This window comes from Olsenella uli (assembly GCF_016900775.1).
In the GTDB taxonomy this organism is placed as follows: Bacteria; Actinomycetota; Coriobacteriia; order Coriobacteriales; family Atopobiaceae; genus Thermophilibacter; species Thermophilibacter uli_A.
On the sequence record NZ_JACJKN010000006.1, the window covers coordinates 56245 to 69547 of the forward strand.

10 protein-coding genes are annotated in these 13303 nt (G+C 63.9%); all 10 read left to right on the forward strand.

Annotated features, from left to right (window positions below; translation table 11 throughout):
• Window positions 1-366: 366 nt before the first annotated feature.
• The 10 genes from H6A23_RS05295 (at window position 367) to H6A23_RS05340 (ending at window position 13138) form a co-directional block, all read left to right on the forward strand.
• A complete protein-coding gene (locus H6A23_RS05295) occupies window positions 367-3060 on the forward strand; it encodes a phosphoenolpyruvate carboxylase (protein WP_353653020.1) in 2694 nt (897 codons plus the stop codon).
• 436 nt (window positions 3061-3496) lie between these two features.
• On the forward strand, window positions 3497-3754 hold the full coding sequence (locus H6A23_RS05300) for a hypothetical protein (RefSeq protein WP_204831152.1): 258 nt from the start codon (window positions 3497-3499) through the stop codon (window positions 3752-3754).
• Between the two features lies 1 nt (window position 3755).
• On the forward strand, window positions 3756-4004 hold the full coding sequence (locus tag H6A23_RS05305) for a ribbon-helix-helix domain-containing protein (RefSeq protein WP_204831153.1): 249 nt from the start codon (window positions 3756-3758) through the stop codon (window positions 4002-4004).
• A gap of 386 nt (window positions 4005-4390) precedes the next feature.
• A complete protein-coding gene (locus tag H6A23_RS05310) occupies window positions 4391-4645 on the forward strand; it encodes a MarR family transcriptional regulator (protein WP_204831154.1) in 255 nt (84 codons plus the stop codon).
• Window positions 4646-5068: 423 nt separating this feature from the next.
• Window positions 5069-8473, forward strand: coding sequence for a Spy0128 family protein (locus H6A23_RS05315; RefSeq protein WP_204831155.1), 3405 nt, complete (start codon window positions 5069-5071; stop codon window positions 8471-8473).
• A 114-nt stretch (window positions 8474-8587) separates the two neighbouring features.
• Window positions 8588-10048, forward strand: a complete 1461-nt coding sequence (locus H6A23_RS05320; protein WP_204831156.1) for a SpaH/EbpB family LPXTG-anchored major pilin — start codon at window positions 8588-8590, stop codon at window positions 10046-10048.
• Window positions 10049-10146: 98 nt separating this feature from the next.
• A complete protein-coding gene (locus tag H6A23_RS05325; protein WP_204831157.1) occupies window positions 10147-11247 on the forward strand; it encodes a class C sortase in 1101 nt (366 codons plus the stop codon).
• A complete protein-coding gene (locus H6A23_RS05330) occupies window positions 11240-12220 on the forward strand; it encodes a class C sortase (protein WP_204831158.1) in 981 nt (326 codons plus the stop codon). Before H6A23_RS05325 ends, H6A23_RS05330 begins: the two co-directional genes overlap by 8 nt.
• A gap of 246 nt (window positions 12221-12466) precedes the next feature.
• Complete coding sequence (locus H6A23_RS05335) at window positions 12467-12853, forward strand: hypothetical protein (protein ID WP_204831159.1); 387 nt, start codon at window positions 12467-12469, stop codon at window positions 12851-12853.
• Between the two features lie 12 nt (window positions 12854-12865).
• On the forward strand, window positions 12866-13138 hold the full coding sequence (locus H6A23_RS05340) for a hypothetical protein (protein WP_204831160.1): 273 nt from the start codon (window positions 12866-12868) through the stop codon (window positions 13136-13138).
• The last annotated feature ends 165 nt before the right edge of the window (window positions 13139-13303 follow it).

A 13303-nucleotide genomic window follows, 5' to 3' on the forward strand; every position in this document is an offset into this window, starting at 1 on the left:
GAGCGGCTCTGGCCCCACGATTGTAGCGTCCGGGCGTGACGGGAATGTAAAGCAGGGCGGGTCGCCGTCTTGCGGCCACCGCGTCGAGCGGCTCCAAACCTGACAATTTCCCCCGGCACCTTTGTCAGGTGCCCTTGTCATGGCTCCGGAACTGAGTGACGCTCGCCCGCACCGCCCCGCGTGAACAACGCGTTTCCCCCGTGGGTCTTTCTTGAGTGGTCTTCTCGCCAGCGGCCTTCTCACGCTATGGTGGATACGCAGACCGTGTACCGCCCGCCCGTCAAAGGAGACACGTTGGCCGAGAAGAACCCCTCGCCTGAGAGCCCGTCAGCTATCATACCCGCCTCGCCCGAGCTCGCCGACGCCGTGCGCGTCGCAACGGACTCCGCGCGCCAGGCGCTCTCCGGCGTCGACCTGCCCGAGAGCATCGCGGAGAACATGGCCCTGTTCCTGCGCCTGATCCGCAAGGTGCTCGAGGAGTTCGACCCCGAGGTGCGCGCCACCTTCGACGTCCTTCTCGCCGACGCGATTCGTGCCAACGCGGACGAGGCCGAGGAGACCGAGGGCGAGCGGGCCGCCTTCGCCGACCTCGAGCAGATCATCGACGGCCTGGACGAGGAGCGCGCCACCATCATCATGCGCGCCTTCACGGCGTACTTCCACCTCGCCAACATCTGCGAGGAGAACTACCGCGTGGCGTCGCTGCGCAGCCGCGAGAGCGCCGTCCCCACCACGGCGGACGAGGACCCGATCAACGACATCACCGTCGCCTACCGCCAGCTCGTGGATGAGTGCGGCCGCGGGAAGGCCATCGCCCTGCTCAACCGGCTGGAGTTCCGCCCGGTCTTCACCGCGCACCCCACCGAGGCGCGCCGCAAGGCCGTCGAGGGCAAGATCCGCCGCATCGCCGGGCTTCTCGCCGCGCGGCAGGGCCTCGCGGGCATCGCGCTCGCCGAGAACGAGCGCTGCCTCCTGCAGGAGATCGACGCGCTCTTCCGCACCTCGCCGATTGCGCACAAGAAGCCGACGCCCGTCGAGGAGGCCGACACCATCATCGACATCTTCGACAACACGCTCTTCGACATGGTGCCGGAGGTCTACCGCCGCTTCGACGACTGGGAGCTCGGCGAGCGCGCCGGCACCGTGCCGCCCGTCTGCCCGGCGTTCTTCCACCCCGGCAGCTGGATCGGCTCGGACCGAGACGGCAACCCCAACGTCACCGCCCGCGTGAGCCGCCAGGTGGCCGAGAAGTTCCGCGGGCACGTGCTGGAGGCCCTGGCCGAGGCCACGCGCGTGACGGGGCGCAACCTCACGCTCGACGCCTCGTCCACCCCGCCCTCCGACCAGCTCGTCAACCTCTGGAACCACCAGATGGAGATGAGCGAGGCCATCACCGCCCGCGCGCTCGAGGTCTCCGCGAGCGAGCTCCACCGCGCGTGCATGCTCGTCATCGCCGAGCGCCTGCGCGCCACCATCGACCGCACTGCGGACATCATGTACCCCGACGCGCGGTCCTACATCGCCGACCTGCGCGTGGTCCAGCTCTCCCTTGCCAAGGCGGGCGCCGTCCGCACTGCCTACGGGCCCCTGCAGAAGCTCATCTGGCAGGCCGAGACCTTCGGCTTCCACCTCGTGGAGATGGAGTTCCGCCAGCACTCCGTCGTGCACACGCGCGCCCTCGAGGACATCCGCGAGCACGGTCGCTGGGGCGAGCGCGGCGAGCTCCAGCCCATGACGCGCGAGGTGCTGGACACCTTCCGCGCCATCGCGCAGATCCAGCGCAAAAACGGCGTGGACGCCGCGCGCCGCTACATCATCTCCTTTACCAAGTCCGCGCAGAACGTGGCGGACGTCTATCGCCTGGCGCACCTCGCCTTCGCGCACGAGGCCGACGTCCCCGTGCTCGACGTCATCCCGCTCTTCGAGCAGGCAGAGGACCTGGAGAACGCCGTCGCCACGCTCGACGAGATGATCCGCCTCCCCGAGGTCCAGCGTCGTCTGGAAGAGACGGGCCGTCGCCTCGAGGTCATGCTCGGCTACTCCGACTCCTCCAAGGACGCGGGTCCCACCTCCGCCACGCTCGTGCTGCACGCCACGCAGGCCGCCATCGCCCGCTGGGCGGACGAGAACAGCATCGACCTCGTCCTCATGCACGGCCGCGGCGGCGCGGTCGGGCGCGGCGGCGGGCCCGCCAACCGCGCGGTGCTCTCCCAGCCCTCGGGCTCGGTGAACTGCCGCTTCAAGCTCACGGAGCAGGGCGAGGTCATCTTTGCCCGCTACGGCGACCCCACGCTGGCGCGCCGCCACGTGGAGTCCGTCGCGGGGGCGACGCTCCTGCAGTCCGCGCCCTCCATCGACTGGGTCAACACCGAGGCCACCGAGAAGTACGCGGAGCTCGCGCGCACGCTCGACGCCGCCTCGCGCGAGAAGTACCTCGACCTCCTGCACACGGACGGCTTTGCGGAGTGGTTCTCCACGGTGACGCCGCTCACCGAGGTGGGCCTGCTGCCCATCGGGTCGCGCCCCGCGAAGCGCGGCCTCGGCGCCACCTCCCTCGATGACCTGCGCGCCATCCCGTGGATCTTCTCGTGGAGCCAGGCGCGCATCAACCTGGCCGCGTGGTTCGGCCTGGGCACCGCCTGCGAGCGCCTGGGCGACCTCGACCGCCTGCGCGAGGCCTACGCCGAGTGGCCCCTCTTCACCACGTTCGTGGACAACGTCGAGATGTCGCTCTCCAAGACCGACGAGCGCATCGCGCGGCTCTACCTCTCGCTCGGCGACCGCTCTGACCTCGCCGAGAAGGTCCTGGACGAGATGGCGCTCACCCGTCGCTGGGTGCTCGCCATCGTGGGCGACGCCTGGCCGCTCGAGCACCGCCGCGTGCTCGGGCCCGTGATCCGCATGCGCCTGCCGTTCGTGAACGTGCTCTCCGTGACGCAGGCCCTCGCGCTGCGGCGCCTGCGCGCGGGCGACCTCACGCCCGAGGAGCGCGACGCGCTCACCTACCTCATCCTCTGCACCGTCTCCGGCGTCGCGGCCGGCCTGCAGAACACGGGGTGATCCCGGTTTTGTCGCCGGGCCCCCGCACGGCCGCGTTGCGGGGGCGTGGCGACAGTCCCGCCTCCTGAAACGTCGTCGGACCCCCGCTCAGCCGTGACGCGGGGGTCCGGCGACGTTTTCGTTCCGCGTTCCGTCGCGAATCCCCCGCCCGTCAACTCCGCGGAAGATTTGCGACGCGCCCCACGACGCGGAGAACTCCCGCACCCCGCCCATCCCCGCATTCCCGCCACCTGCCGAGAAGGACCACGGCTCGCAGCCCCCAAACCCGTGCTGACCTGCGGGCGCAGCAACGCGTCAGCAACTGGGAAGACACCTCCGCCGCCCCGGGTGCTACGCTCGCGCCCTGGGGAGGATGAGTCGGGCGAGAACATCCGTATTGAAGGGAAGACCCTCTTCGATTGGTAACACCCAAAGTATTACAATAGGAAGGAGACAGATGGTAAAGGTGCACTCGAACGCTCTCAGACATGGCCTCACCGCCACTGAAGTCAGATTGGCTTGGGAGAACTATCTGATTGGTGCCGTCCGCGTTCCCGGAGAGTTGGAGGTTCGCGTGGGGGTTGACCCTGCGGGGCGTCTGGTTGAGATGGTGGGGTCGCTTCTTCCAGGTGGTGAGTGGCTCGTGTATCACGCGATGACCCCTCCAACCAAGAAGGTTCTGAATGAGATTGACTATCTAATAAGGAGGAACTGACATGGCCGAATACAAGCTGGCAAACGGTGAAGTCCTCACGGATGAGGACATCGACCGCATCTGCAAGGAGTTCGAGACTGAGTCATGGGCGGGCCGCCTCCAACGCATCCACCAGGGACCGGCGGCCGTCGCCGACGAGCCGCTTGTGTCGGTGACCGTCAAGATTCCCCAGTCGATGGTCAAGGCAATCGACGAGAGGGCGCAGAACCGGTCCGACTTCATCAGGAGGGCCATAGCTGCGGCGCTCTGAGCTTTGATTCGCAGCAGCCTGCGGGCGCTGCGCCGGATGAGGTCTGCACATTAGACCCCCTCCCCATGAAATGATGACGGTTTGATGGCGCGACGCAGGTTGTGCGACGCCTCGCGACGGGAGGTCGCCGCTTCCCCCGTACACTTTTCGAAATGATTAGATGACTGTGGCTCGTGCGGCCAGAGGGCAGGGGCCTTGTCGGTTGGGCACGTGACGGAAGGAACGCAGGATGGCGCGCATAGGGGCAAAAAAGGTGCAGTGGGGGGGGGTCCTCGCCGGATAACCCCCTGAAGGCGGCGCCTTCACCCAAGGGCGATGCCCGGGCGAGCGGGGGCGCCACCGACGAGAAGAGGACGCGCCGCGCCCGCGGAGCAAAGCGCATCCGCATGACCGCCGCGGGTCCTGTCCGCCTTACCCCGACGGAGGCAAGAATCATCGAGTTTATCGAGCGGCACGAGGGAAGGCCCTGCTCCAAGGCTCAGATTGCCGCCGTGCTGGGCCGCAACGAGAAGACCATCGACCGGCTGCTCTCCCGCATGCGCCGCGAGGGCATCGTGGTCTCCACGCCCGTCCACGCAGAGAACGGCGCTCAGCTCGCCAACGTCTACACGGTGGTGGACGAGGCGAGCCTCGAGGGCTGACGCCGTCCGTCGAGAGATATAACATTTGATAATGCGCTGAGTGCGGTGCCAATTCCTGGCGTGTAAAAATCCCGTAAGCGAAGAAGATGGCCCCTCCCCATGAAGTGGTGAGGGGAATGTGCGAAAGATAACATACTCGGATGCGTTATCCCAGCTCATCGGGCAATGTGGGATTATGTGTCTAGGCGATAAGAACCTCTTTGGTGTTATAGCCCAGAAATACGGTGCGAAAATGGATGCACCCCCTCCCCATGCAATTGCGCAAATGATGCGATTTCAGTACCCCCTACCATAAAACAAGAAAATAGGTTAGCCCTCAACCAACCCTAAACTTTCCTTCATGTGATTCGAAAATGCGTCTCAATCAAAGATGCGCAACAAAGCATGGACGCATTGGCGCTCCAAAGGCATGGAGGTAGGCGGATGAAGGTACGGAGAAGAACGGCGCTCGGAAGGGCTGTCTCGCTGCTGGCGTTTGCGGCGGCGACAATGTTGCTCGGGCTTGGGGTTGCTCCGGCTACGGCGTGGGCCGATGCTGCCCAGGAGGACGGCATCGTGGTTAACCTTCACGACTACGATCGGTCTGGTTGGGGAACGATTAACGACAGTCTCCATGCCATGAAGTTCGGCGATATGAATGACAATACATTCAACGAGTACACCCATGGCAATCAGATGTTTGCTGAGATTGTTCAGAGAAAACTGTCGGACGATGGGTGTCCGGTTCTTAACTATTCGACGACTCGCTCTACCCAAAGCCTCTCCTACCTGTTTGGGGGAGATGGCTCCAACAGGTCCTATATTCATAACTACCAGAACGTGACCGGCCTTCTCCAGCGCGATGACGACGGTTACTACTACTTCGATAGTTCGCAGAACTATGCTCGATATAACGAGCGAACCAATAGCTTTACCCTGACAACGGATACGAGGACGGGCGCGGCGAGCGTTCCCCAGTTCACGCCGTTCGACGATAGCAGGACGCAAAGCGGTTTCAACTATTCCTTCGGTCTAGATATCTCCGCGACGTTCTATATGCCCGAGTACGAGGGCGAGTCTGGCGTACTATCCAACGGCGAGGACATGATCTTCGACTTCACCGGAGACGATGACGTCTGGGTCTTCATCGATGACGTGCTCGTGCTCGACCTCGGCGGCATTCATGACGCAACGAGTGGAAATATCAATTTCCATACTGGCACAATAACTTACGACGCCAGTCCGTATCGCGGGGAGAGGGGCCAGCGCTGGACTGGGGCAACCGGTAATACGTATGCTTCCATCGAAGACGCCTTCACTGCGGCCGGCAAGACGTGGAACGACGACCCGTACGCCACGCACACCATCAAGTTCTTCTACCTCGAGCGCGGCGACGGCGGGTCCAACTGCCGCATCCGCTTCAACCTCCCGACCATTCCCGACGGCTCGGTCGAGATCGATAAGGACGTAACCTACTCCAACCTCAACGATGTCTCGGACATCGACTTCACGTTCAATGCCTACGTCGACTATGACGGGGACGGCACGGACTACCAGCTCTATACCGGCGCCTATGACGTGTACGAGGACGGCGAGCGCGTGCAGGCTGGGCTCACGGCCGAGAACGGCGTCATCAAGCTCAAGGACGGCCAGACCGCCCGACTCATCACGTCGGACAACCCCGATGGCTCGCGCATCACCCGCCAGAGCCGCTACTACGTCGTGGAGACGGGTGCGACGAGCGACAAGTACGAGGTGGAGATCAACGGTACCTCCGCCTCGTGGCAAGGTGGATCCGTCAACGGGGTCAAGAGCCCTGAGTTCGTCGTGAACCAGACCGCCCACGTGACGTTCGAGAACTCCATCTCCGCGGAGAACTCGTTCAACGTCGAGGTCAAGAAGGACGGCAAGGTAGAGGATGGCGACGTCTTCTACGCAATGGTGATGATTGGATCCAGGCAGTACGAGGGCACGTACTACCTCTACGACTCTGATGACGATACGTCGGGAGAGCAGAGGACGACCAGCGGCGGCCTCGTCGAGCTCATGGCCGGCCAGCATGCTGAGATCCGGGGGATCGTTGGCGGCAACACGGTCACCGTCTACGAGGTGAACGCCGACGGGATGGCGTTCAGCGATGAGGACTATCTCGCCCCGACGTTCTCCATGACGGATGAAAGCGGCACCCCCCTGAAGGGCGGAGCGTCGAACGTGCAGGACGACGATGGCCGAACGGGCATCAAGGGCGAGACCAACGAGGGCACCGCTCTCGGGCAAGACCCCGTCATCAAGGTGGTCATGACCAACACGTCTGCGCTTGCACATTACGAGCTGGACGTCTTTAAGAAGATTGACGGCCGCGAGTGGCGCGAGAGCGACTCGTTTACCTTCCGCATCGAGGGCGTTGGCCGAGTTGCGAACCCGGGAGAAGGGCTGGACACCACCTATGAGATGCCTTTGCCGCGATGCGACGAGGGCAATGTCCAGCAGGAGGTCACAATTGATGGTCAGAGCCCGCAGATCAATGTGGATGGAAGCACTGCAAAGGTGGAAGCCTTCTGCCCTATTACGTTTGACGAGCCGGGACTCTATTACTACAAGGTGACCGAGGTCGAGGATGGCAGCCCCGATGACTTGGTGTACGACAATCCTTGGTATGTCGAGCTTGAAGTCTCTGACAACATCGCGGGCGGCGGCCTGAACGTAACGGGGATGTGGGTCAAGAGGGACCTCGACTCCAAAGAATCCGCGAGAGGTATTTACCAGAGCCTTGTGTTCACTAACCGCTACGTGTCCCTGACGTTCGCCGGACTCCAGGAGACCAAGCAGGTCGTTGGCCATGATGCGAGCGCGGGCGACTTCAGCTTCACCGTGACGGCGCTTGCCGATGAGGCCACGGGCACCACTGCCGAGCAGGCGGCTGAACTCGCCGGGCTTTCTAACCTTGCTGGCGAGCTCAACGGCGCGTTCCAGGACAACGTTCTTACCTTCAGCAACGGCGAGTCGATCACCACGGACCAGACGCGCACGGTTCGCTCCGCCAACGAGCTGACGCTGACCGCCGCAAACGTCGGCCACACCTACGTCTACGAGTACGCTGAGGTTCTCGGCGAGGACAGCAAGTGGCATCAGGAGGAGGAGACCACCTGGCGCGTCTCTGTTGCCGTGACCTGGGTCGACGAGAGCGCTAAGGATGACATTCAGGCCGTGCTGACGCTTGAGAAGAAGGTTGGCGACGGCGACTGGGCAAACGCAGGGTCTGCGACCTACAAAACCTCTGACGAAAGCCATGCCGACCCTCTGACGGTCTCCTTCAAGAACGTCTATAGCGTCTATCACCTTGATATCTTCAAGGGCGAGCTCGGTAAGGACGGGAGCGGCAGGCCCGTCGCAGACCCCAATAGGCCGCTGTCGGACGCCGAGTTCACGCTCTACAGCGACGAGGCATGCACGCAGGAGGTCGCAAAGGGCGTCACCAGCGACGGCGAGAATGGCGTGACGAAGGGACATGTGATTCTCTCCGGCCTCGAGGAGGGGGGCACCTACTACCTCAAGGAGACCAGGGTTCCCTCAGGCTATCAGATTCTCGACAAGACGATCGTCATCGAGGTCGGACGAGACCAGGCGGTCTTCACCATCCCCGGGGACGAGGGCGAGGACCCGACGACCGAGACGGTCCAGCTCAACAAGGATACCGCCACGTTCAGCTTCTCCGTTGCCAACAAGCCCAACCCTGAGTTCCCGACCTCAGGCTCCTCCGGCACGATCCTCATGATGTCGGCCGGCGTTGCCGCGGTTGCGGTCGGCGGGGCGTATCTGGCGAGAAGGAAGGGCCTGCTCCGGGGGTAGCGCTGGAGATTCATCAGCAACTCCCGCTCGGAGATACCGGGTGGTGTTGATAGCTAACTCGTTTAGTAATTCGTGGGCAATGCCGGCGGGGAGCCGGCGAAAGGAGAGAAGAACATGGCTCACATCAAGAACAGGCTGAGGGGGCTGCTCGCCGCGTTCGTGGCGCTCGTCGCCGCCCTCGCCATTGCCCCGGGGACGGCGCTCGCTGACCCGATCACGGGCGGTGACGTCACCATCACCAACGTCGAGCCTGGCGACCAGGTCTATCTGTACCAGGTCGTGAAGACCGACGTTAACACGACCAACAACGAGGCGACCAACAGCTTCGTGACCGACTTCGGCATCGACTTTGACGAGGAGTGGGCCGCGAGCAACACGGCTGCCGACCCCGACACCACGGACGAGGTCGAGGGCTACGCCAACACCATCGCCCAGTACGTGAACGAGAACGCTGGGCAGTGGGGTGCCACTGGCTTCAAGATGTATGGCCCCGTGAGCGCCACCGCTGCCGGCGCCGTCTTCAACGACGTTGACGCCGGCCAGTACCTCGTGGTCGTAGAGAGTGCCAACGATGCGACTCGCGTGTATCAGAACACCATCGTCACCGTCATGCCCGAGGCTGACGGCGCCGACTGGGTTGAGGTGGACGTGAGCGCCGATCTGAAGTACACCGACATGACGCCCGATCCCGACGGATCTGTCGTGGACAAGAAGATCAACGGCCAGGATGCCGTCGACAACGTCGACACCAACGACACCGTGACCTTCACCATCACCGCTCCCGTTCCCAAGTACGTCGACGAGCTTGGCACCCGCGTGTACAAGCTGACCGACACCATGGATGACGGCTTTGTCTATGTTGCCGACAGCCTTGAGGTCAAGGTTGGTGGGACCACTCTGACCGCTGGCGACGATTACATCCTCGGTTCCGCCGACGGCTTCTTCGGCACCATCCAGCTCACTGGCACCGCCCTCAAGGCGTATGCCAACCAGACGCTTACGGTGACCTACAAGGCGACCCTTGCCCAGGACGGCAACGCCCCCGTCTACAGCGCCGACGAGTCCAACTCCGTCGTGCTTGAGTTCTCCGTCAACTCCGTTGATGAAGAGACCTCCACGGATGACGATACCGTGTGGATGACCGTCTACGGCATCACCTTCAAGAAGGTCAACGGCGACAAGGACGCTCTCGAGGGCGCTGAGTTTACGATCAAGGACGCCGATGGCAACGAGCTCTACACGGGCCTCAAGTCCGGTGCGAACGGCGTTGTGACCCTCAACGGCGCGCTTGCTGCCGGCCAGAAGTACACGCTCGTGGAGACCAAGGCTCCCGCCGGCTACAAGCCGATTGCCGATCTGGCGTTCACCATTACCTCCTCCGGCCTTGCCGATGACGGCACCTATACGGGCAGCCTCTACGAGGTGAACGGCGGCGAGATCGTCGATGAGGAGTCCAACTTCTTCACCGAGCTCCCGACCACCGGTGGCGCGGGTACCGTTGCCCTGACCGCCGCTGGCGTCGTGCTCGTCGCAGGCGCCGCCGCGTTCATCGTCCGCTCCCGCAAGGAGAACTAGGACCTGGTGCGCCTCCGTGCGTAAGGCTCTCGAGCCACTGGCCCGGCCCCCTTGGGGAGCCGGGCCTTCTTGGTTGTGCATTCTTGAATTGAGGTCTCATGGTCAGGTCAGACGTCTTCAACGGCGCCTCTCGCTCGCAGGTCAGCTTGACCTCCGCTGCGGCAAGGTCTCGCGGGCGAATCGCGGCCGCGGTCATCGCCCTTCTCGCTGGTCTTCTCTGCATTACCTACCCGTTTGTCAGCAATGCCGTGCACCAAGGCGAGCAGCGTGTTGTGGTCGAGCAGTCAAGGGAGATTGTGAGCGAGACCGACGACGGCCTCCTGGATTCGGAGCGGCAGCGAGCCATTGCCTACAACGAGCAGCTCCTCTCAAGCAGGACGGTCGTCACCGACCCGTTTGACCCAGATGCCGAGAAGCCCACGGATGAAGACTACGAGAGTGTGCTCAATCTTGCGGGTGATGGAGTCATGGCCACTATCAACATTCCCAAGATTCACGTCGAGCTCCCCATTTATCACGGCACCGAGGCCGATACGCTGCAGCGGGGCGTGGGCCATCTCGAGCAGACCTCCGTCCCCATCGGAGGCGAGTCGACGCACTGCGTCCTCTCCGGCCACACCGGGCTTCCCTCGATGAAGATCTTCGACAACCTGGACCAGCTCGAGGTGGGGGACTACTTCGTTATCTCGGTCCTCGGCGAGGACCACGCCTACCGCGTCACTTCCGTCGAGGTGGTCCTTCCCGACGAGACCGACTCCCTCGTCATCGAGCAGGGCCGCGATCTCTGCACGCTCGTCACCTGCACTCCGTACGGCGTTAACACCCACCGCCTGCTCGTCCACGCGGAGCGCTGCGAGCTGCCCGCGGAGTGGCTCGACAAGGGCGACGCCGACTTCCCCTCCGGCTACACCGAGCCACCCGACAAGGCGCTGCTACCCTCCGTCCTTCTCGGCCTGCTTCTCGCCGCGCTGGTGATTGGCACATACGTGCTCGTGTCCAAGCTGCGGTCCCGCGGGCGCGGCGGCTCGGGGAGCGCCCCGGTTCCCGCTGGCCAGCCCACGCCAAGGCCGACGGGCAGGCACTTCGCCGGCCAGGGTCCCGGAGGCGACGCATCGTCCGGCCCAAGACGCGCCGTCGGCGTGAGGCCCGTCATCCCGCGCGACGGACGTCGCCGTGACGGGAGGCGCTACCGTGGCTAGGCACCTCGCCCAGGGAACGCCCGGTCCCGAGGGGCCCCGTAGGCAGCGGGGCGGGGTGGCGCCCCTCGTGGCCGCGCTCGTCCTTCTCGCCATCGGCGCGTGCCTGCTCCTGGCGCCGAGCGTCTCGGCGGTCATCGAGCAGGGACGCGTGGAGCAGGTGGTCGAGGAGTCTCGCACGTCCGCGACCGTGTCCGACGAGGAGGATCCCCCCGCTGCCGCTGAAGACGATGGCGGGGACGCCTTCCGCCCCAAGGAGGGCGACCCCACCTATGAGGCGCTCGTCGATTACAGCGAGCGGGTGCGCGAGGGCACGGGCGACAAGGTCAACGACCCCTTCGCCTTCTCCGGTGACGAGCTGGCCGCGATGGGCCTCCCGGACGGCATCGTGGGCTCGACCGACATCCCGGCCATGGGCGTCACGCTGCCTATTTACCTCGGTGCAACCGAGGCCAACATGGAGCTCGGCGCGGCGGTGGTCGCCGGGACCTCGATGCCCGTCGGCGGGGAGTCCTCCAACTGCGTGATTGCGGCGCACCGGGGGGTCTGGCACGGTGTGCAGATGTTCCGCGACATCGAGCTTCTTGAGGTGGGGGACACGATTACCATCACGACGGCATGGGACGAGCTCACCTACCGGGTCTGCGAGATCCGCGTCATCGAGCCGGACGACGTCGACGCGCTAGCCGTCCAGGAGGGCAGGGACCTGGTCACGCTCTTCACCTGTCATCCCTATGCCGTCTCCTCGCATCGCTATCTGGTGTACTGCGAGCGAGTGGAGAACGACGAGGCGCAGGCGAGCCCGGGTGCCGTCGAGCGGGTGGTCGCGGCGTTCCTCCCGGCGGAGTCGACCGGCTCGCCCGCGCTCGAGGTCGAGCGCTGGCTGCGCATCGGCGGGCTGGCGCTGCTGGTCGTGGTGCTTGTTCTGCTGGTGGCCACCATCGTCCGGAGGGTCTGCGGCCGGGCGGGGCGGTAGCGAGTCTACGGGCTGCGCGTTCTTCTCGCCGGGCGGTCTTGATGTGCCCCATTCATGTCTCTTGGTGAGATGGACTAGAAGATTATATAGTATGACATTGTGTTAATGTTGAATCATAACAACCTAAGAATTTCCTTGCATCTTGAGATGAGCTGTGATATAAACTAACTGGTCGTCTCGTAAGAGGGGGCTATCAAGGGCCGGGGGGTTCCCCCCGGCATTTTTAATATCGCGAGGCGGTGGAAGGTGAGGGAGCTCTCGGTATTCGTTGACGAGTCGGGCGACTTGGGCGGTGAGTCCAAGTACTATCTCCTTGCGCTTGTCTTTCATGATCAAGCAGATGATCTTGGGCGAACGATTCGCCTCTATGAGGGCGATCTGGCCGTCCGCGGGCTTGAAGACGTTCCTCTGCACCTCAGCCCCCTGCTTCGGGGAAACGACGCCTACGCTGAGATGGAGCCAAAGCGTCGCGCCGCCTATCTCGCTAGCTTTGGCACCTTCGTTCAGCACTCTCCCTTTACCTACCACGTGTTTGTGTACCGCAAGAGCGAGTTTCGCGACCGTGCATCGCTCGGCGCCAGAATGAGGCGCGATCTCGTCGAGTTCCTCTTTGACCACATCGAGCGCCTCTAGGGGTTCGACCTGGTGAAGATTTACTATGACGACGGCCAGGCGCTCGTGACGCGGGCGCTTCACGACGGATTTGAGTATGCGCTCGCCCGCGAGGCGGTCATCTATCGCGACGCGCGGCCTGACGGGTATCGCATGCTGCAGGTCGCCGACTACGCCTGCGGCGTGGAGCTGGCGGCGCTGAGGTACGACGCGCACGAGGAGAACGCCACGGACCGGCTCTTCTTCGGCACGCGCCGCGACTTCGTGAAGACGTTCCTGAGGAAGCTCCGCAAGCACCTGCTGTAGGGGTCGGGCCCACGGCGCGTCCGTTCTTCTCGCCCGTGACGTGAGTGACGGGTTTTGGACGGACTGCTATTCGAGTGACGGGTTTTGGACGGATGGACGTATGATTCGAGGCCCGTTTGGTCAGAGTGTGTCACTCGCACGCGTCACTCGATCGCGTCACTCGCA